The following is a 19,008-nucleotide window of genomic DNA, read 5'->3' as shown; positions in this document are numbered from 1 at the left end:
CTTACGATCGGAGGAATGTAAGCAACGAGGTGATCGAATTGCATCCGCGACGGGCTCGAATGACGGCAGCGGCGCACCGCTTGAACGATGCGCCGCTGCTCGTTAGCTCACGCCGCTTTGGCCTCGACGCTGCCGATCCAGTTGCGGGCCAGCGTCACGTCGGCCTGCGACAATTGATGGCCCGCCGGCAGCACCCTGTGGTCGACACGCGCCCCTGCGTCCAGCAGCAGCGCTGCAAGTTGTCCCGAATTGCTCGCCGGCACGATCGGGTCGTTTTGCCCTGAGAGCAGCAGCACCGGCTTGCCGTCGAGTTCAGCCTTTAGCGGATCGGTTTTGGGCGGATCCGACAGCGGCACCATGGCCCGCAGCAGGATCGCGCCTGCAAGCGCCCCCGGCTTCAGCAGCAACAGCGCGGCTGCGATGTTGGCGCCGTTGGAGAAGCCGACCGCAATCGGCGCGGCGATGCCGTATTGCTTCCGCGCATCCGCGACGAACTCGCCGAGCTCGAGCGCACGACGCCGCACGTCCTCCTCGTCGAACACGCCTTCGGCAAGACGGCGGAAGAAGCGTGGCATGCCGTGCTCGAGCGCGCGGCCGCGCGGCGAGAGCAGAGCGGAGCCGGGCGAAATCATCTTGCCGAGCCCGAGCAGGTCGTTCTCGTCGCCGCCGGTGCCGTGCAGCAGCAGCAGTGGAGGGGAGCCCGCGGTGGTCGCGGGCTCGAAACGATGGATGAACTCGGTCACGACACGCTCTCCTCCAGGCGCGGCAGCACGCCCTCGATCTGCTTGCGGTGCTGCTCCAGGAAAGCTGGCAGCTTCAGGTCGCGTCCCAGCGTCGCGACGGGCTCGTCGACGGCGAAGCCGGGGATATCGGTCGCGATCTCGAACAGCACGCCGCCAGGCTCGCGGAAGTAGATCGAGCGGAAGTAGTTGCGGTCCCGCTGCTCGGTCGGGTGCAGGCCGTGATTGCTCACGAGCTTTTCCGCCATCTTGCCCTGCTCGGCATCGTCAGCCGCGCGGAAGGCGATGTGGTGCACCGAGCCGCCGCCCTGATGCCCGCGCAGAAAACCCTTGGCCTCGTAGATGTCGACGACGTTGCCCTCGACATCACCAGGCGCCTTGAAACGGATCACCGAGCCTTCGCGACCGGTCTCCTTGAAGCCGAACACGTCGGTGAGGACGGCAGCCGTCTTTGCCGCGCTGTCGAGCAGCAGGGTCACGCCGTGGAAGCCGCGGATCGCGTGCTCGGCCGGCACGTCGCCATTGCTCCAGCCGGGCTCGTTCTCGGCGCCGGGGATGCCGACGAGTGCGAGCGCCATGCCGTCAGGATCGGTGAAGGGCAGCACGGACTCGCCAAAGCGCTTCTCGAGCGCCTCGTAGGCAATGCCCTTCTCGATGAAGCGTTGGGTCCAGTAGCCGAGCGAGCGCTGCGGCACGCGGAAGGCGGTCTGATGGGTCTCGCCGACGCCGCGACGCCCGGCGGGAACGCCGGCCCAGGGGAAGAAGGTGAGGATGGTGCCGGGGCGGCCGGTCTCGTCGCCATAATAGAAGTGATAGGTGCCGGGATCGTCGAAATTCACCGTCTTCTTGACGAAGCGCAGGCCGAGATCCCGGGTGTAAAAGCCGAAATTGCGGATGGGATCGCCGGCGATCGCGGTGACATGGTGCAGTCCAGACATTGTGGTCCTCCAGATGCGGGGAGCTTTCTTGCTCTCGTTGGAAATATCGTTCCGCTTTGGATTGGAGACAATCCATGCAAATATGACGGCTATGTCTACGATTTGGAAACAATCGCCGGGGCCAGCGCTTGGATAAGGTCGCCAGCCTGCGGGCGTTCGTGAAAGTGGTCGAGAGCGGCAGCTTTGCCGAAGCGGGCCGGCAGCTCAGGCTGTCGCGCTCGGCGATCAGCAAATACATCGCCGACCTCGAGGAGAGCCTCGGCGTCCAGCTGCTGAACCGGACCACGCGGCATGCGAGCCCGACCGAGAACGGCCAGCGCTATTTCGAGCGGGCGGTCGTGATCCTCTCGGAGATCGAGGCCGCCGATCAGGCGGTGACGCAAGCCCAGTCGGCGCCGCGGGGCCTGTTGCGCGTCAACGCGCCGATGTCGTTCGGCACCATGCGGCTGGGTCCCGTGCTCGCCGATTTCATGACGCACTATCCCGAGCTTCAGCTCCAGATCGTGCTCAGCGACGATCTGCTCGATCCGGTGCAGGACGGCTTTGACGTGACGCTGCGGATCGCGGAGCTGGAATCCTCCAGCCTGATCGCGCGAAAAATCACGCCGGTGGCGCGGATGATCTGCGCCTCGCCGGATTATCTCGCGCGGCACGGCACGCCCAGGCATCCGCAGGATCTGCGCGAGCACGCGTCGCTCACTTACGGCTTCCTGCTCACGGGCAACCAGTGGAAGCTCACTGGCGGCGATGGCGACCACTGGATCCAGCCGGCCTGGTCGCTCTGCGTCAACAACGCCGAGGTGCTGCGCGACGTCGCGATCAAGGGCAGAGGGCTCGCGCTGCTTCCCGAATTCATCGCCGCCGACGCGTTGAAGAAGGGCCAGCTGCGGACGGTGCTGGACGACTATTCCGCGCCGCCGCTCGCGCTCTACGCGGTCTATCCGCCGACGCGGCATTTGTCGGTGAAGGTGCGGCTGTTCATCGATTTTCTGGTGGAGCGGTTTGGGCGGGAGGAGGACGCGACGAGCCGATTAAAATAATCGGCTTGTCGCGCCGATCTATTTCTTCCCGTCGAGGAACTCGCGCACCGCCTTGATGGTCGCTGCCGGATCCTCCTCCATCAGCCAGTGTCCGGCGTCCGGAATGACGACCTCCGTGACATCGGTCGCCGCGTTCCGCATCACGACGGCTTCCATCTTGCCGAACGATTTCTCGCCGCCGATGGCGAGCACCGGCATCGCCAGCTTGGTCGTGATCGCCTTCTTGTTGTCTTCGGCGTCGGTGCGGATCGCCCTGAACTGCGCGAAGGCCGCGTGCATCGCGCCCGGCCGCGCATAGAGCTCTGCGTAATGGCGGCGCGTGGCCTCGGTGATCTTCGAGGGCGTGCCCGCGAATTCATTCCAGAAGCGGTCGAGATAGATGCGCTCGCGGCCCTTGACCAGCCGCTCCATGTCGGGGCCGCCGAAATCGAAGTGCCACAGCAGCGGGCTGCGCACGACCTCGTCCCACGGCGGCACGCCGGGCACCGGCGCATCCATGACGACCAGCCTCTCGGTCAGGTCGCGATACCGGGCCGCGTAGGCATAGGCCACCATGGTCCCGATATCATGCCCGACGACCGCAGCCTTTTCGATGCCGAGCGCCTGGAGAACAGCCCGCATGTCGGCCGCCTGGCTCCATTTGTCGTAGCCCTTGTCGGGTTTGTCCGAGAGGCCCATGCCGCGCAGATCGGGCACCACGACGGTGTGATCGCGCGCAAGGTCAACGCCAAGCCTCGCCCACATGTCGCCGGTGTCGCCGAAGCCATGGATCAGGATCACAGCGGGACCCTGGCCGCCGACGCGCACATGAATCTGCGTGCCGTTGGCCGGGATGGTCTTGGTCTTGAAGCTGGACGGGAAGGACTCCGTTTCGGCGCGCGCGGCAGATGCAAGCAGCATGAGAAGAATGGCGAGACATTTTGCGCGCACCCGGCGACTCCTATCGTCCTGAAGTTCAGGGAGTGTCCGTACGCTGCTCTTCGGACTGAAGCAACCTGTCCAGCGCGCTCATCGAGGCCTTCTGAAGCGCAGCGAGCTCGCGCGCCGCGCTCTGGCATTCCGGCGGCGACATCGAGCCGGCCGCCAGCTCGACCGCGCAACAGCGCTCGAACAGGCGGACGAGGCCGAGCGCGCCGGCGGCGCTGCCGAGCCGGTGCGTGATGTCGCGATCAAGGGCAGGAGGCTCGCGCTGCGCCGGAATTCAGCGCCGCCGATGCGTTGAAGAAGGGCGAGCTGCGCACCGTGCTGGACGACTATTCAGCGCCGCCGCTCGCGCTCTACGCGGTCTATCCGCCGACGCGGCATTTGTCGGTGAAAGTGCGGCTGTTCATCGATTTTCTGGTGGAGCGTTTTGGCCGGGAGGAGGCGGGCGCGCGGACGCGCTGAGGCGGCCATGTGGACCCATATCAAACGCTGGGCTTCCGGATGTCCGCTTCACCTCGAGCAGCGACGAAAAACGGGGCGTGCGGCGACTTCGCCTCTGGGCCAATAACGGAAATTTCGCTGTCCTATTAAGAGGGTGGCGCGTGTAGTAAGCTCCGATCGAGTTCAACCAATTCAGCAATACGCCTCCCTGGGCCTGGTCTTTGTCGCAACTTTGCACGCGGCAGGTCACGCGCGTCACCGCGTGCATTCTGGAGAGGAGAGTTAGATGAGAACTCACTCGATAAAGATATCTTTTGCGCTAGCCCTGCTAGGTGCTGCCATCACGAGCGGTGCAATTGGTCAGCAAGACCAACAGCTCGGTAAGGTGACGTTCCCCACCTCCTGCGATCCCGGTGTTCAAGCCGAGTTCGACCGCGGCGTCGCCATGCTGCATTCATATTGGTTCCTGATCGCCCGCCGGAAATTCGAAGCGATACTGCAACAAGATCCCGGCTGCGCCATGGCATATTGGGGTGTGGCGATGGACCTCCTTGGCAACACGCTTGCGACCACGCCATCAAATGTCGAGGCACAAGCAGCCTGGGATGCACTTGAAAAGGCACGGTCGGTCGGGGCGAAGACGCCACGTGAGCGGGACTGGATCGAGGCGCTGAGCGCCTATTTCCGCGACTACAATAAGGTTCCCGTTGATGCCCGTCTGACGGCCTACAATGCTGCGATGGAGCGCATGGTGCAAACCTATCCTGACGACTATGAGGCGAAGGCGTACTACGCGCTCACGCTACAAGCCTCCGCGAAGAAGAACGACCTCTCATACACTAACCAGCTGAAATCCGCGGCACTTCTGGAAAGCCTGTTCGAGGAGAACCCTCAACATCCGGGTGTGACGCATTACCTCATTCACGCCTACGATTTTGCTCCGCTTGCCGAAAAGGGGATTGCATCAGCCCGTCGCTACGCCGGCATCGCGCCGGCGGTGCCGCATGCGCGGCACATGCCGTCTCACATCTATTCCATGGTCGGGCTCTGGGAGGAATCCATCGCCTCAAACGCCTTGGCGCTTGAGATTCAGCCCGACTACTATCACGCATCGGACTTCACGGTGTATGCGCATCTGCAGCTCGCGCAAGACGCCAAAGCCGACGCGATGATCAAAAAGTCGCTGGCCACCGCCGATCGCGGCGACCGGCCGATCAACTTCGTCAATTTCACCGCCAAGGCCGCCATGCCGGCGCGCTATGTCTTGGAGCGTGCCGACTGGGCCGGCGCTGCCGCCCTGGCGATGACGCCGACCAAATATCCCATGGCGGATTCGTTGATCCGCTTCACGCGCGGTCTCGGCATGGCGCGTGTCGGCGATATCGCCGGCGCCAATAAAGAGATCGAGGAGATGAAAGTGTTGCGCACGACGCTGCAGGGCGCTGACCAATCCTACTGGGCCGAACGCACCGAAGAGCAAATGCTTGCGGTCTCCGCGTGGGTCGCACTGAAGGAAGGCGACCACGATCGGGCCCTCAAGTTAATGCGGGCAGCCGCCGACAGCGAAGACAGCAGTGTCAAACACGTGGCCATGGAGAATCGCCTCTTTCCGCTGCGCGAACTGTTGGCGGAATTGCTCCTGGAGGTCGGACAGCCCACAGCCGCACTGAACGAGTATGAGACCGCACTCAAGCAAACTCCCAATCGCTTCCGCGCGTTCTGGGGCGCCGCGCGTGCTGCCGACCGCTCCGGCGACCGTCAGAAGTCAACCGAGTATTATAGCAAGCTGATAGAGCTCGCCGGGAACGCCGATACGGAGCGGCAGGAAATCCGTGAAGCCAAAGCACAATTGCGGAACGACACCGTGGGTACTTCACGACAATGATGCTTCGGCGGTCCGATCCATGCCCAAGAGCGCCGTCAATGTAGGAATGACAACGTTGATCCCGGCAATTGCTGCGGCGACGGTGCTCGGTGGGCTTGTCGCTTATTTTGCCGTCTACGGGAATGACCGGACGGAATGGGGGAGTATACCGCTGTTCAGCGGGTCCACCGGCAAAGGGACGACCGCAGTCACGCCCGAAGCCTGGCCGATCTGCACCACCATGGTACCCGTGGCGGCGGATGCTGAGTGGGTGGAGCTCGATCCCGATTTCAAGGCGGGCAAGAGAGCGCTTGCCGCTGCGGACTGGAATGGGGCCATTGGATCGTTCACGCGCGCCGCCCTGCGTGACCCGCTCAATGCCGATATCCAGAACTATCTTGGTTATTCCTATCGACGCTTGCGCCAACTCGGGCCGGCTGTTGGACACTATCAGCAGTCGCTAACGCTAGATCCGCGTCACCGCAGCGCGCACGAGCATCTTGGCGAGGCTTATCTGGTGCTCGGCGAGCCCACCAAAGCTGAGCAACATCTGGCTGCATTGGAAAATCTCTGCCTCCTTCTTCCTTGCCAGGAATATGACGATCTCAAGCGCGCCATCGCGGCATACAGAAAGCTGGCTGCACATTGAGGGCAGATTGTCCGCTTCGGAATTCGGGCGCACGTCACATGTCGGTTTCGGATCAAAATGCGAGGAACTCAGAGCGAGCAAATCGAGTCCGCTTAGCCGCAAGGAGCGGGCCTCCGCCAGATGAGGCGCAACTTCGCTGATGGGCCAATAGCTGAGAAAGGTGCTACACTCGGCCTATGAAAACGTTTTCGGACAAGGTCCGCGACATCGTGCGCAAGATCCCCAAGGGGAAGACCATGACGTACAAGGCTGTCGCTGCCAAAGCCGGCAATCCGAAAGCTGCACGCGCGGTTGGTGCCATCATGCGCACGAATGACGACCCATCGATCCCGTGTCATCGCGTTATTGCAAGCGGCGGCTCAATGCGCGGCTACGTTCGTCCGCGCCGTCGGCCGGCCCAACAATGATCCGCTTGACCGGGAGCTTCACCGCGCATCGCGGAAGAATGTGACATAGCCCGTAGGATGGGTTGAGCCTTTGCGAAACCCATCGTCAATCCAACGCCTCGCACAATATCGAAGACCGGGCTTGGACTGATCGCCCGCCAGTCCATCGGGTAGCGAGTGAGATCGACGTGACCGTGAGACGAAGAGGGCCCCTAATTGCGCACGCGCTCCATGCTTCACCGGATTGGTACGCGGTCATGACGGAAACAAGAGCGATGGGTTTCGCAAGGGCTCAACCCATCCTACGTGCTGTGCAAGTCCAAAACTTCTCAGACTGGTTCAAGGGGCATTGGTTTGGAGCGGCTGGCCCTTGGTTGCGTATTGGAAACCGAGAGCTCTCGCTGGCTGTGCCGAACTCGCGTTTCTAAAGTTGTGGACCTCGCCCGGCATCTCCGCGTATGCCTCACCTGCCTTGAAGGTTTGCGGCGGCTTTCCATCAACCTCGTAGACAACTGCACCGTCGAGCACGTACACGAATCTCGGCGTCGGGTGCGAATGTCGGCCGGTAGCGGAGTTCGGCGGGATGTCAGCAACCCACACACTCATGTCTTTACCCTCCATTTCCGGAAGGGCAGTCTTGAGAAGGTCGGTCCGTTTGATCGTTGGTGCCTGTTGTCCGACTGTGATCTGACCGCCGATTAGGAATAAAGCGGTACCAAGGATCGTCCCAGACAAAATGGCTCGCCACATAGCGGGCTCCCATTGCTTTGAGCGGGCGGAGCGGCTCGCGACCGCACAAGTCTAGGGTGTGAGCACAGCTACGGCAAGTCCGCTCCGGTGGCGCACCATGCCGCGATTGGTCTGCTAAGGGCCAATTTCGGTGGGCAGGCCGAAGGTTTCCGCCGCTCATCCAGCTCTCGCGTCGCGCACCGCCTGCGCGACTTTCGTCGCCTGCGACACCCGTCCGATCTTTGCGCCTGCAATGATCTTTCTTCGGCGTGTGCTTGCCTTCGGCACCATGCCTTCGTTCGCGTTGGCTCCGGCTGGGGGATAGGTCGTGAAATTCGCGGCGCGATGCAGCGCGAGAGCCTTTCGCGCCGCTTCGACATGCGCGGTCCGAGCTGCCAGGTTGTGAAGACGCCTGAGCTCGTTGTTCAACCGCTTCAGCGCGGCGGCGAAGACTTGCTTGCGTTCTGATGCATGCTCGGCGGTTCCTGGAAAGCTGGCTCCGCGAGCCTCGGCCTTTCCGCGCCCCTCTCGCTGCCTTTGTCGGCCGAGCGTTCGCTCCTTGTCGCGCATCTTGCGCAAGCGAGGTCGCATGGCCTCGAGCTCAGCGATGTCGACGTGATAGATGGCGGGATGGTGCGTGAGGCGGATCGTCTCATATTCCTCGTGGCTGAGGAGGCTGCGTTCGAGCTTGCAGGGGACCGACATTCTCATCCCTCCAGTTGATTTCCTTGAAGTTCAGGCAGATGGACGCGTCCAGGTCGACGATTTTCTCAATCATCAAGCCGCACCCACCAACAATGATCGGCCGCCTCGGCCCTCGGTTCCTTCTGTTCACCTGGCGGGCTGAGATCCCATTTTGTCGCTGGATCAATACAAAACAGGGTCAGTCCGCCGCTTGTCCAGTCGTGAACCTTCTTGACCCGGTACATCGTGCCGCCTGGTCCGAAGCGGGTGCAGACGTTGGTGAACATGCCGCTTCCCGCGGCGGGGTTGTCCGGTAGGGGATGGCGGTCGACAAATTGCAGTGCCGCCGAGAGGCCATCCGTGGTGCGCGTGCGTTCCAGCTCCTTGGTGTTCTCCAGGTCGAAGCAGGCGAGCGTTTGGGACCGCAGCGTGATGATGTCGTCGATTTGGGGCAGCTTGGCGGCATGGGCGGGAGCGATGGCAGCTACAGCCAACGCTGCAATCAGCCGAGATGATGGCTTCATGGCTGTGGCTCCCTTCACGATTTCAGCCCCCTGGCTTCCGCGAGCTTGGAGCCAAGGGAAGTACCTCAGCCGAAACTGACGCAAGTCCACCAAGGGCCGGGAGCCGAACTCAAGCGAGAGCCTCGCCCGGTGCGCCCGCGGCGTTCAATCACTGTCTGCCCTGCTGCGAGCGTCCGAATGCATAGCGCGGATTGACCCCGCAGGACGCATGGGTGCCGGAGGCAGCCGCCCTGCACTGCTGGAGGGTCGCGAACTGGCAGTTGCCGGGATGGCCCCAGCGGCGGCCTTGCAGGCAGTAGCGATCTGCGGCCGCGACCGCGGGCGAGAGTGATCCGACCGTGACCAGGATCAGAATGGCGGACACCGCAGCAAACAGAATACGGCCCATCTCAGTCCTCCTGTACTGCTCGTTGTATGAGCGCTCACCTGTGCTTCACTCGGGTTGGAGAGGCACCGGGACCAAGGTCCATAATAACTTCAGCGTGCCGAATGATGATCCGATCATACCCTTAGAGTTCGCGGTGAATTTCCCGAGGGAAATTCGGAGGGCCGGTTGGGGTCAAGAGCGCCGTTTGGAAGGTTGAGGCGGGCTAATCCCGCCACAATGGTCGCCGACGAATTCTTCGCGTGATCCACCTAGCCGTGAAGCTGCGAGTTGAGGCCGTCCCAATTGGGTGTGCGTCTGGTTGCCTCAAGAGCGCCGCTCTGGGAGTTCCGACGAAACAGAAGGCCCTTCTGGCCCGAGAGCTCTCTGGCTTTCACCACGCGACCTTCTTCCAAAAGGATGCGGGCGCCCGCCGTGACATAACAGCCTGCTTCGACCACACAATCATCGCCCAGTGAAATGCCAATGCCGGCATTGGCTCCGATCAGGCAGCGCTCGCCAACTGTAATCCTCTCTTTTCCTCCTCCTGACAGCGTCCCCATGATCGACGCTCCGCCACCAATGTCGCTGCCGGTCCCCACAACCACACCGGCACTGATCCGGCCTTCGACCATGCAATGACCAAGCGTGCCTGCATTGAAATTGCAAAAGCCTTCATGCATGACGGTCGTGCCCGGTGCCAGATAGGCTCCCAGCCTCACGCGATCCGCATCTGCAATTCTCACGTCCGCGTGCGTCACATAATCGGTCATGCGCGGAAATTTATCGACGCCAGTCACCTCGAAATTTAGGCCACGCTTTCGTGCCTCCATTCGCGCTTCCGGCACACGAGTGCATTCGCACGGACCGAGAGTGGTCCAGGCAACGTTCGGGAGCAGGCCGAAAATCCCGTCAAGATTCAGGCGATTGGGTTCGACCAGCCGATGGCTAAGCAGGTGGAGCCGAAGATACGCGTCGTGCACGTCGACGGGCGCGGATGCCAGGGACGCGATTTCGGTACGGATCGGAACGATGTCGACGTTGCGAATATCGTCGTGCCGCGCATATCCACCCGCCGGCTCGCCCAACGCCCCCCTGATCTCCTGCTCCGTCAACCGCGCCGTCGCCGCTTGGCCTGTCTCCGCACTCAAGCGCAGCTGAAGAAACCAGCAATCCAGGACGCGGCCATCAGTCGAAATCGTCGCAAATCCCTCGCCTGCCGCGCCCCTCTGCTCCATCGTCATCTGAATTGCTCGCGCTGTGATCCACCGAATATCGACAGTCTAGGGAATGCCGCGGATGCTGACCAGACCAGCGGTCCCATCATCGGCGTAAACTTCGCCGGTGGATGCGGACATCAGAGACGTGGGCCGCATGTCCGTAGCCGCCGATCGGCAGCTGGCGCCGTAACGTTCGCAATGGGGCCAGAAGCGGAAGTTAACGTCGGTACACAGCGCGAGTCGCAAATCTTTAATGCACTGGGACGCTTTTGCCGATTTGAGTGTCTTCGTTAGCAATGTTCAGACTAATGGTGGAGCCGAATGGCGTCAGACGACGCTTGCTATGCGGAACCTGTCGCCATGCGACTGAGAACTGAGAAAAGCATAACTACCCGACGAACCGTTTATCTCTGATAGTCCTCCGCTGTTTGGCGTCCCTAAGCGCTTGCCTGCCGTGGTGAAAGCTGGTGCATTATTGCGATCCTTGCGAACGGCGTCATTTCATGCACTGAAGCTATTTTGTTGCGCCATCCTGCGCCGCTCCCTTCGTCAGCCGTCATGCTGAGAGCTGAAGCGCGGTTCGGCTCACGGCCACAAGCAGACTAGCGCGTCGGCACGATGATCCGTTTATTCAATCACCTGATCCGCGCGGGCGAGCAACGTTGGTGGTATCACGATGCTCAAGGCATTAGCCGTCTTGACATTGATCACCAACTCGAACTTTGCCGGTTGTTGAATCGGAAGCTCGGCAGGTTTGACGCCTTTGATGATCTTATCGACGTATGCTGCGCCTCTCTTGAACAGATCGACGAGGTCGGGGCCGTAGCTCATCAGTGCTCCCATTTCGGCCGCATCGCGATAACCAAAAATCGCAGCTAGTTGTGCCTCCCGCGCAGCATCAACGATATTACGCCGATACGTCCATAGGAGCCCTTCTGGAAAGACAATGAGCCCCTCAACGTTTCCGCGAGCTGAACGGAACACAGTGTCGATCTCCTCCGCTCCGCGCACATCGTAAGCGGTGAGAGTAAGGTTTTGCGATTGTGCGGCCTGCTTTACCGCATCAAGGTAGAAACGGCTACCAGGGTTGCCAGAATTCCAAAGCGCGCCAATTCGAGTGAGTTTAGGGGCTGCTTCGTGCAAAAGCTCGAGCATTTTTGCGTTTGTTTCCGGCGTGACCTCCAAAGAAAAGCCAGTCAAGTTGCCACCGGGATGAGAGATGCTGGCAGCTAGGCCACCTCCTACGGGATTAACGACGGCAAGCGCGACGATTGGTATCTGTGCTGTAGCTTTCTTGATAGCAACAGCTGGCGGATGGCCAGCCGTGACAATAACGTCCGGCTCACTCTGGGCCAACTCGCGCGCCACGTCGTCGTATTGGCTCTCACGCCCGGCCATCCAGCGGTACTGGATAGAAATGTCGCGCCCCTCACTATAACCTAACTCCTTCAATCCTTGCCTGAAGGACTCAGCAAGAGGGTTCGGACCAGCTGCAACTGAAAAGAAAACGACTCGCCATACCTTTCCTGATCTCTGCGCCCTAACCGATCGCGGCGCAAACACCGTGACAATCCCGCTTACAACGAGGCCTCGTCTATCGATCATGCGACGCTCCTCTTGAAGGTGCGTTACGCCTTTGCAACGGCAGCATACTCGCTTGTGCCGCCCGTGACCCGCGAAACAAGGTCGCAGCGAAGAGGAGGTCAACCGTGATGTCCGCCGCGGGTCATTTGTCCGCCCCCAATCTGCTCGTCGCCGGAAAGCCAGGCTCAAGATGAAAGACAGCTAAGGGCCACATGCCGAAATGAACACAGTGCAGGAATGGAATTGCCGATCAGGTCGGCTGAACGCCAAAGTCGTTGCCCGTATCGCCTGAATTAGAGAACGAAATTGTCCGCTCGGCAGCCTAAGGTTGGGGAGCGCGAAGGTGAGGGGGCGATGAACGGTATCCGAATGGGATTTTTGGACTCCATCGGCAATACGCCATTGATCAGGCTGCGAAGGGCATCGGAGGCCACGGGCTGCGAGATCTACGGCAAGGCCGAATTTCTCAATCCTGGTGGGTCGATCAAGGATCGCGCGGCCCTCGCCATGGTCAACGATGCCGAGCGAAGTGGCAGGCTCAAGCCGGGCGGCGTCATCGTCGAAGGGACGGCGGGAAATGTCGGCATCGGCATTGCGCTCGTGGCAAATGCACGCGGCTATCGCAGCGTGATCGTGATGCCTGACACGCAAAGTCAGGAGAAGAAGGATATGTTGCGGTTGTGTGGTGCGGACCTGCGACTGGTCCCCGCCGTTCCCTATTCAAATCCCGGTCATTACGCTCGCTATTCAGGTCAGCTCGCCGAAGAGCTCGGTGCATTCTGGGCCAACCAGTTCGACAACACTGCCAATCGCGAGGGCCACTACCGCACGACCGGGCCGGAGATTTGGCAGCAGACGGGCGGAAAGATCGATGGCTTTACCTGTGCCGTCGGCAGCGGCGGGACCTTGGGTGGGGTCGCGCGCGCCCTCAAGGAGCGCAACCCAGCCGTCAGGATTGCGCTCAGCGACCCCATGGGCGCTGCGCTCTATAACTGGTTCACCAAGGGCGAGCTGACGAGCGAAGGCGACTCCATCACCGAAGGGATAGGGCAAGGGCGTGTGACCAGGAACCTGGAGGGCACGCCAATCGATGCGGCGTATCAGATCACGGACGAGGAAGCGTTGCCCGTTCTGTTCGATCTGATCGAGCATGAAGGGCTGGTGCTCGGTGGATCGAGCGCCATCAACATCGTCGGAGCCATGCGGCTTGCGCGCGACCTCGGTCCCGGCAAGACCATCGTGACGATCCTCGCGGATGGCGGTCAGCGCTATCAATCCAAGCTGTTCAACCCGGAATTTCTGCGCAAGAAGAATCTGCCGACCCCGCATTGGATGGGATAGCCCGCATCGGGCAGGATGCGCGCTAGCGGACTGATCCTTGCCCCTTGCCGTTCTGCCGGGTGGGATTCCAGTCAAACCAACGCGCCCCGTTTAGATCATCTGGCGAATCAATTGCGCCAAGACGGTCGCAGCGGCTCGTAAAATTGCAACGACCGCCTGGAACGGCGGTCGCGCAAATAAGCAGCTCCTTGGGATGACTGCGATCGGCCCGATTGATCGAGGTTATTTGGATGCCATCGCCGTAATGCGCGGCCACTCGTCCATTTGCACACGAGCGACAAGTCTATAGCCACCGTCAACTGGTCGGAAGATCGAGGTCTCGCCTTCCTTCACGTCAAACCAGTCCCTTCCAAGCGCTGCGACGATGTTCGGTTGGTGAGTGATCAGCACCGTGTTCGTGCGATCTTTCGGCGACACAGACCCAAGTCCGCTGACCAGATTTTGGCTTCCGTCAAACGCTTCTGCCACAAAGCCCAGCAGACTTTATGTGGTGAACTTTAGATTCACCTGACTAGTCGATCACCTCGTCGGCGAGCGCGAGCAGCTTGTCCGGAATGTTGAGATCGAGCGCCTTTGCCGTCTTCATGTTGATGACGAACTCAAATTTGGTGGCCTGTTCCACCGGCACATCGGCCGGTTTTTCGCCCTTGAGTATGCGGCCGACATATAGTCCCACGAGACGATAGGCGTCGGCGACATTGCTCCCGTAGCTCATCAAGCCGCCGGCTTCCGGATACTCGCGCCATTGAGCTATGCTGGGGATGATGTACCGCGCGGCCAGAGCAGCGATTTGGTTGCTTTGGTAAAGGAAGACCCCATCGGTTCCAATAACAACGGCGCGAGCGCCACGGGTGATCAAATCAGGAACCACCGCATCGATTTCCTCTTGATTTGTGGCGTTGGCAACATGCAATTCCAGACCCAGGGTCCGCGCCGCAGCTTCGATTTCCCTGCGCTCTACTTGGCTAAATGGATTTGCTGGGTTTGTCAGAAGCGCGATCGTCCTATCGTTAGGTATCAATTGGCGCAGTACGTCGACGCGCTTCGCGACCACTGGGGTCTGAAGTAGAGAAACTCCTGTAATATTTCCTCCCGGGTGCGCGAAACTTGCGACAAGTCCGAGCTCAACGGGGTCGGCGCCTATCATGAAAACTATCGGAATCGTTCGCGTCGCTTCTTTTGCAGCAAGCGCCGTCGCTGTGGCTCCCAATACAGCGATTGCGTCGACTTGCCGACTAACCAGCTCGGCCAAGATAGCCGGCGAGCGGTCATAGTGGCCTTCCGACCACCGCCATTCTATCGCGACGTTTAGATTTTCGACGAAACCCATTTGCGTCAGGCCGCGACGAAATGCGTCCTCGAAATGCGTGCCTTGCCCGCGGTTTCCGATGCGCAAGACGCCGATCGTTCGCAAGTGCTGCCGCTGGGCGGGCGCACTCGCGGGCCAGGCGACGGCCGCGCCGGCAAGCCAGGCGATCAATTCCCGACGTCCGATTGTGCCTCGCATCTGCCGCCCCTGAGGACTGCCTGGCGCTATGTTACCGCGCCGCGTGCATAGTGTCTCTAGCCCAGCTCAGGCGGCACCGCACCAAATTGGTTCGGGCGGGACGAGGTCTTGATGTCCGACATGGATCACAGGTGGAAACGGCGAACAAATCCGGACTCGTGCCGTTCGAGCCTCTCTAGTCCACGGCGCGCTGATCGGCAGATGTGAGCAACTCATCCAGCGCGCTCATCGAGGCTTTCCGAAGCGCGGCGAGATCGCGGGCGGCGCTCTGGCACTCGGCCGGGGACATCGAGGGGGCCGCCAGCTCGACCTCACGGCAGCGCTCGAACAGGCGGACGAGGCCGAGCGCGCCGGCGGCGCTGCCGAGCTGGTGCGTGGATCGCGCGAGCTGCATGCGGTCGCCAGTTGTCGCGGCCTTGGCGATGTCATCGATCAGCTTTTCGCTGGTCTCTTCCAGCAGACGGTGGAGCTTTGCGATTTGCGCCGCGCCCAGCAGCTCTTTCTGGTCGTCGAGAAAGTGCCGGTCGATCAATGCGCCCGCGGTGAGCTGCACGTCTGCCGGCTCAGCCTCGAGATCGTCCTCGATCGCTTCGCGTAGCGCATTGATCAGGATCGGCTTGCTGACGATCTTGGCGATGCCTGCGCCTGCAAGCCGTTCGCGGGCGCTGCGCGAGACGTCGGCGGTCACGGCGATGATGCGCGGCATCTTCGGCAAGGCCAGCTTGCCGATCTTTGATGCCGCTTCCACGCCATCCATGTCGGGCATGTGCAGGTCCATCAGAATCACGTCGAAGGCCTGATCGCGCGCGAGGGCGATGGCCGAGGCGCCGTTGCCGGCGAGGGTGGGGCGGTGGCCGAGCCGTTTCAGGATGGCTTCGCCGACCTCGCGATTGACGGGATCGTCGTCCACCAGCAGCACGCTGAGCTGCCGCGACGGCGGCGGAATTGCACCTTGCGCGACGCCGCTCGCGGCGCGGCCGAGCGGCACTTCGAGCGTGAACGTGCTGCCTTCGCCCGGCGTGCTCGTCACCGTCAGCTCGCCGCGCATCAGGCGTGTGAGGCGCCGGGCGATCGCAAGGCCGAGGCCGGTGCCGCCGAACCTGCGCGCGATGCTGTCGTCGGCCTGCACGAAGTCCTCGAAGATCCGCTCGTGCATGTCAGGGGCGATGCCGATGCCGGTATCGCGGACCGTGACGCGCAGCAGCACATGATTGTCGTGCTGCTCGGCTTCTGCCCTCACGGCGATCCCGCCGTGCGGGGTGAACTTGATCGCGTTGCCGATCAGGTTGAGCAGGATGCGGTTGAGCCGGACGGGATCGCCGTGCACCGAGATATCGGCCGTTGCCTCACAGGCGAGATCGAAGGCGAGGCCCTTGCCGAAGGCCTGCGGGCGCATCAGATCGGCGGCGGTCTCGACGAGCTGGTCGAGCCGGAAGTCGCGCGTCTCCAACGCCTCGGTGCTGGCCTCCAGACGCGCATATTCCAGGATGGCATCGACCAGCGCGATCAGCGTTTCGCCCGATGCGGCCGCGGTCGCGAGCTGGCGGCGCTGCGCTTCGCTGAGGCTGCCGTCGTCGAGCAGTTGCAGCACGCCCATGACGCCATTGAGCGGCGTGCGCAGCTCGTGGCTGACGACGGCGAGGAAGCGCGACTTGGTCTCGTTGGCCGCCACCGCCGCGCTGCGCGCGCGCTCGGCGGCATCGTGCTCGGCAAGGGCCTGATCGCGCGCCTTCTCCAGCTCGGAGGTGCGCTCGATCACCTTGCGCTCCAGCGTCGCATAGGATTCGCGCAAATGCGCGGCCATGCGGTTGAACTGGTCGCCGAGCGCTTCCAGCTCGTCGCCGGTCTTGATCGCAAGCCGCAGGCCGAGATCGCCGCTGCCGATCCGGCGTGCGCCCTGCGTCAGGATCTGGATCGGCACGGTCATGCGCCGGCTGAGGAAGAGTGAGACCAGCACCGCACCGGCGAGCAGAATGACAAGGAGAAAGGTCGACCGGCCGATCGATGCATAGATCGGCGCATAGGCCTCGCTGAGCGGCAGCTCGACGAACACCAGCCATCCGAGCGAGGGGACCGTCGCATAGGTCGACAGCACGCGCTGGCCCGACAGGTCCTCCTTGACCAGGCCACCCGAGGGCGGCCCGACGCCGTCGAGCGCGGTGCGCACGTCCGCATGCCCGGAGAGATCGCTGCGTTGCAGCGCCGGCCACAGATCGGGATGCGCGATCAAGACGCCCTCGCGGTCGACCACATAGGCCTTGCCGGTGTTGCCGACCCTGATCCCGGCGACCAGGTCCCAGATGAAGCGCAGATTGACCTCGGCGACGACCACATTGGGGGAGCGGCCGGTGCCGCGCGTCGCAATCGTCATGAACGGCTCGGTGTCGCCGAAGAAGTAGACGGGCCCGTAATAGGCCCGGCTTTCATTGGCGCCGCGGAAGGCCGGCGACGTCGAGAGATCGGCCTTGCTGCCGATCCTGTCGGCGATGCGGCGCGACACGCGCACCTGCTCGCGGCCCTGCGCGTCGAGCTCGGTGATCTCCGCGATCGCGGGCGAGAGGCGCAGCAGGCGGATGGCGTTGAGGCGATCGTCTTCGTTGGTCGACAGCTCCGGCGGCAGGCGCGAGAGCCATCTGATCTGGTTCTCGATCTGGCCGATGAACTGGCCGATCTGGATCGCCGCGCTTGCGGCCTGCTCGCGCTGGATCGCGGCGAGAAGCTGCTTCTGCTCGCGATAGGAGAACCAGACGTCGAAGCCGGTGTTGATGGCGAGCGCGGCGAAGGCGAGGGCGACGATCGAGACGAGATATTTGCGGAACAGCCGGCCGGGTGGCGTCCGCAAATGTCCCTGGTCGACCTCTTCGTTCACTCGCGGATCTCGTCGGCGCGCGCCAGCAGCGTGAATGGAATCCTCAATCCGAGCGCGTTGGCAACGCTGCGGTTGATCAGGAGCTCGTATTTGCGCGGCGATTGCACCGGCAGGTCGCCTGCCTTGGTGCCGCGCAGGATGAGATCGACATAGTCGGCCGAGCGCACCTCGAGCGTCGGGCCGTAGCTCATCAGTCCGCCCGCGTCCATGAAGTAGTGAAACGGATAGATCATCGGGACGCGATATTTTGCCGTTGCTGCGACGATCGCCTGGCGGTTCACCACCAGGAAGCTGTCGACGAGCGAGATCATCGCGGCCTTGGGCGGCTCGGAAAAGCGGCCGATCGCGCCCTCGATCTCCGCGGCCTTGCCGACGGGGACGAGGACCACGCCGACCCCGCATGTCACGGCCTCCGCCTCGAGCGAGTCGAGATAGTAGCGCCCGGCGCGCGGCGTCGTCGCCGGATTGTACAGCACGCCGACACGCGCGATGTCGGGCACGGCCTCCTTGATGAGCTGAAGCCATTTGCCGCCCATCTCGGGCGTGCTGCTGGTGAAGCCGGTGACGTTGCCGCCGGGATGGGCGAGGCTCTCGACGAAGCCGTTGCCGACGGGATCGTTGGAGGTCGCGAACACGATCGGGATCGTCCTGGTGGCCGCGAGGACGGCCGCGGTCTCACCCGTCGAGCCGGTCAGGATGACGTCGGGCTTGAGATCGATGATCTCCTGGATGGCGCTCTTCAACTTGTCGGCTCCGCCGAAGCTCGAGCGCAGCTCCAGGCGGAAATTGACCCCTTCGACCCAGCCGCGTTGCCGCAGGCCTGCAATGAGGCCGCCAAGCCGGGTGGTCGCAGCTTCGGTCATGCTGCGTCTCGTCAGCTCGTCGTCGAGTGACAATGCAGTCAGCGAGGCGACGATGCGCATGCGATCCGGCATTGCGCCGAGCGCGAAGAAGCCCGCGGCAGTTGCGCCGGCGAGGCGAAGGAAATCGCGGCGGGCGACCGCCGGCGCAGCGCGGGCAGGAGCGGGCCGCTCAATCATGAAATGTTTCGCAAAAATTGTTCCTGACGCTGTGCATATCCCGAAAGGCTAGCAACCACAATTGATGAAAAACTACGCTTATGAACGCTCATTCGCAGCCTTTGGCAGCCCGATACCGTAAGCCTACGCGGCCAGGGAGTCGTCTGTTTCGGGTTCTGCAAGAA

The 19,008-nt window shown here is 62.3% G+C and carries 17 protein-coding genes and 2 pseudogenes; 6 read left to right on the top strand and 13 right to left on the bottom strand.

Going from position 1 to position 19,008, the window contains the following annotated elements:
• Positions 1–107: 107 nt before the first annotated feature.
• Entirely contained in the window at positions 108–743 is a 636-nt protein-coding gene (locus BRAGE_RS0122480; protein WP_027558931.1) for an alpha/beta hydrolase, read from the bottom strand.
• Positions 740–1,678 carry a ring-cleaving dioxygenase gene (locus tag BRAGE_RS0122475; RefSeq protein ID WP_027558932.1) on the bottom strand — a complete coding sequence of 313 codons (939 nt, stop codon included), beginning with the start codon at positions 1,676–1,678 and terminating at the stop codon, positions 740–742. Before BRAGE_RS0122475 ends, BRAGE_RS0122480 begins: the two co-directional genes overlap by 4 nt.
• Before the next feature lie 128 nt (positions 1,679–1,806).
• Here BRAGE_RS0122475 and BRAGE_RS0122470 point away from each other — a divergent pair, with 128 nt between their 5' ends.
• Positions 1,807–2,718 (top strand): LysR family transcriptional regulator, encoded by a 912-nt coding sequence (locus tag BRAGE_RS0122470; protein ID WP_027558933.1) that lies wholly within the window; start codon positions 1,807–1,809, stop codon positions 2,716–2,718.
• Positions 2,719–2,736: 18 nt separating this feature from the next.
• On the opposite strand, the gene BRAGE_RS0122465 is transcribed toward BRAGE_RS0122470, so the two are convergent.
• Both BRAGE_RS0122465 and BRAGE_RS57925 read right to left on the bottom strand, forming a co-directional pair.
• Positions 2,737–3,618: an alpha/beta fold hydrolase gene (locus BRAGE_RS0122465; protein WP_027558934.1), complete on the bottom strand. Its 882-nt coding sequence runs from the start codon at positions 3,616–3,618 to the stop codon at positions 2,737–2,739.
• A 55-nt stretch (positions 3,619–3,673) separates the two neighbouring features.
• Positions 3,674–3,874: pseudogene (locus tag BRAGE_RS57925) on the bottom strand (hypothetical protein); the annotation flags it as partial.
• On the opposite strand from BRAGE_RS57925, the pseudogene BRAGE_RS52965 reads away from it, so the two are divergent.
• The 4 genes and pseudogenes from BRAGE_RS52965 to BRAGE_RS49095 all read left to right on the top strand — a co-directional run.
• A pseudogene (locus tag BRAGE_RS52965) lies at positions 3,863–4,104 on the top strand (LysR substrate-binding domain-containing protein); the annotation flags it as partial. The pseudogenes BRAGE_RS57925 and BRAGE_RS52965 sit on opposite strands and share 12 nt — an antisense overlap.
• Before the next feature lie 265 nt (positions 4,105–4,369).
• Entirely contained in the window at positions 4,370–5,968 is a 1,599-nt protein-coding gene (locus BRAGE_RS0122450; protein WP_027558935.1) for a hypothetical protein, read from the top strand.
• A 19-nt stretch (positions 5,969–5,987) separates the two neighbouring features.
• On the top strand, positions 5,988–6,596 hold the full coding sequence (locus BRAGE_RS51730) for a tetratricopeptide repeat protein (RefSeq protein WP_051377985.1): 609 nt from the start codon (positions 5,988–5,990) through the stop codon (positions 6,594–6,596).
• A gap of 176 nt (positions 6,597–6,772) precedes the next feature.
• The gene (locus BRAGE_RS49095; RefSeq protein ID WP_035729978.1) at positions 6,773–7,003 is read left to right on the top strand and encodes an MGMT family protein; all 231 of its coding nucleotides are present in this window, start codon (positions 6,773–6,775) and stop codon (positions 7,001–7,003) included.
• 318 nt (positions 7,004–7,321) lie between these two features.
• Here BRAGE_RS49095 and BRAGE_RS49090 read toward each other — a convergent pair whose 3' ends face one another.
• From BRAGE_RS49090 to BRAGE_RS0122410, 6 genes are all read right to left on the bottom strand, one after another.
• Positions 7,322–7,732, bottom strand: a complete 411-nt coding sequence (locus BRAGE_RS49090; protein WP_051377983.1) for a cupin domain-containing protein — start codon at positions 7,730–7,732, stop codon at positions 7,322–7,324.
• 156 nt (positions 7,733–7,888) lie between these two features.
• Positions 7,889–8,290 (bottom strand): hypothetical protein, encoded by a 402-nt coding sequence (locus tag BRAGE_RS0122430; protein ID WP_231164316.1) that lies wholly within the window; start codon positions 8,288–8,290, stop codon positions 7,889–7,891.
• 191 nt (positions 8,291–8,481) lie between these two features.
• Positions 8,482–8,919, bottom strand: a complete 438-nt coding sequence (locus BRAGE_RS0122425; RefSeq protein ID WP_141262973.1) for a hypothetical protein — start codon at positions 8,917–8,919, stop codon at positions 8,482–8,484.
• A 148-nt stretch (positions 8,920–9,067) separates the two neighbouring features.
• A complete protein-coding gene (locus BRAGE_RS0122420; RefSeq protein ID WP_027558938.1) occupies positions 9,068–9,307 on the bottom strand; it encodes a DUF3551 domain-containing protein in 240 nt (79 codons plus the stop codon).
• Between the two features lie 248 nt (positions 9,308–9,555).
• Entirely contained in the window at positions 9,556–10,527 is a 972-nt protein-coding gene (gene dapD / locus BRAGE_RS0122415) for a 2,3,4,5-tetrahydropyridine-2,6-dicarboxylate N-succinyltransferase (RefSeq protein ID WP_027558939.1), read from the bottom strand.
• Between the two features lie 603 nt (positions 10,528–11,130).
• Entirely contained in the window at positions 11,131–12,108 is a 978-nt protein-coding gene (locus BRAGE_RS0122410) for an ABC transporter substrate-binding protein (RefSeq protein WP_084334266.1), read from the bottom strand.
• Between the two features lie 348 nt (positions 12,109–12,456).
• Between BRAGE_RS0122410 and BRAGE_RS0122405 the strand changes: the two genes are divergently transcribed.
• Positions 12,457–13,428, top strand: coding sequence for a cysteine synthase A (locus BRAGE_RS0122405; protein WP_181411692.1), 972 nt, complete (start codon positions 12,457–12,459; stop codon positions 13,426–13,428).
• Between the two features lie 511 nt (positions 13,429–13,939).
• On the opposite strand, the gene BRAGE_RS52135 is transcribed toward BRAGE_RS0122405, so the two are convergent.
• From BRAGE_RS52135 to BRAGE_RS0122380, 3 genes are all read right to left on the bottom strand, one after another.
• Entirely contained in the window at positions 13,940–14,908 is a 969-nt protein-coding gene (locus tag BRAGE_RS52135; RefSeq protein WP_159073923.1) for an ABC transporter substrate-binding protein, read from the bottom strand.
• A gap of 202 nt (positions 14,909–15,110) precedes the next feature.
• The gene (locus BRAGE_RS0122385; RefSeq protein WP_027558945.1) at positions 15,111–17,804 is read right to left on the bottom strand and encodes a hybrid sensor histidine kinase/response regulator; all 2,694 of its coding nucleotides are present in this window, start codon (positions 17,802–17,804) and stop codon (positions 15,111–15,113) included.
• Positions 17,801–18,844, bottom strand: a complete 1,044-nt coding sequence (locus BRAGE_RS0122380) for an ABC transporter substrate-binding protein (RefSeq protein WP_027558946.1) — start codon at positions 18,842–18,844, stop codon at positions 17,801–17,803. Before BRAGE_RS0122380 ends, BRAGE_RS0122385 begins: the two co-directional genes overlap by 4 nt.
• Positions 18,845–19,008: the final 164 nt, after the last annotated feature.

The sequence above is a fragment of the Bradyrhizobium genosp. SA-4 str. CB756 genome (genome assembly GCF_000473125.1).
Classification (GTDB): domain Bacteria; phylum Pseudomonadota; class Alphaproteobacteria; order Rhizobiales; family Xanthobacteraceae; genus Bradyrhizobium; species Bradyrhizobium arachidis.
The sequence above is the reverse complement of the archived record's forward strand: the minus strand, read 5'-3'. Positions and strand labels throughout refer to the sequence as shown.

Coding starts and splice junctions, on each gene's coding strand:
- BRAGE_RS0122475 (WP_027558932.1), bottom strand. CDS start 1,678: ATGTCTGGACTGCACCATGTCACCGCGATCGCCGGCGATCCCATCCGC.
- BRAGE_RS0122465 (WP_027558934.1), bottom strand. CDS start 3,618: ATGCTGCTTGCATCTGCCGCGCGCGCCGAAACGGAGTCCTTCCCGTCC.
- BRAGE_RS0122450 (WP_027558935.1), top strand. CDS start 4,370: ATGAGAACTCACTCGATAAAGATATCTTTTGCGCTAGCCCTGCTAGGT.
- BRAGE_RS51730 (WP_051377985.1), top strand. CDS start 5,988: ATGCCCAAGAGCGCCGTCAATGTAGGAATGACAACGTTGATCCCGGCA.
- BRAGE_RS49095 (WP_035729978.1), top strand. CDS start 6,773: ATGAAAACGTTTTCGGACAAGGTCCGCGACATCGTGCGCAAGATCCCC.
- BRAGE_RS49090 (WP_051377983.1), bottom strand. CDS start 7,732: ATGTGGCGAGCCATTTTGTCTGGGACGATCCTTGGTACCGCTTTATTC.
- BRAGE_RS0122425 (WP_141262973.1), bottom strand. CDS start 8,919: ATGAAGCCATCATCTCGGCTGATTGCAGCGTTGGCTGTAGCTGCCATC.
- BRAGE_RS0122420 (WP_027558938.1), bottom strand. CDS start 9,307: ATGGGCCGTATTCTGTTTGCTGCGGTGTCCGCCATTCTGATCCTGGTC.
- dapD (WP_027558939.1), bottom strand. CDS start 10,527: ATGACGATGGAGCAGAGGGGCGCGGCAGGCGAGGGATTTGCGACGATT.
- BRAGE_RS0122410 (WP_084334266.1), bottom strand. CDS start 12,108: ATGATCGATAGACGAGGCCTCGTTGTAAGCGGGATTGTCACGGTGTTT.
- BRAGE_RS0122405 (WP_181411692.1), top strand. CDS start 12,457: ATGGGATTTTTGGACTCCATCGGCAATACGCCATTGATCAGGCTGCGA.
- BRAGE_RS0122380 (WP_027558946.1), bottom strand. CDS start 18,844: ATGATTGAGCGGCCCGCTCCTGCCCGCGCTGCGCCGGCGGTCGCCCGC.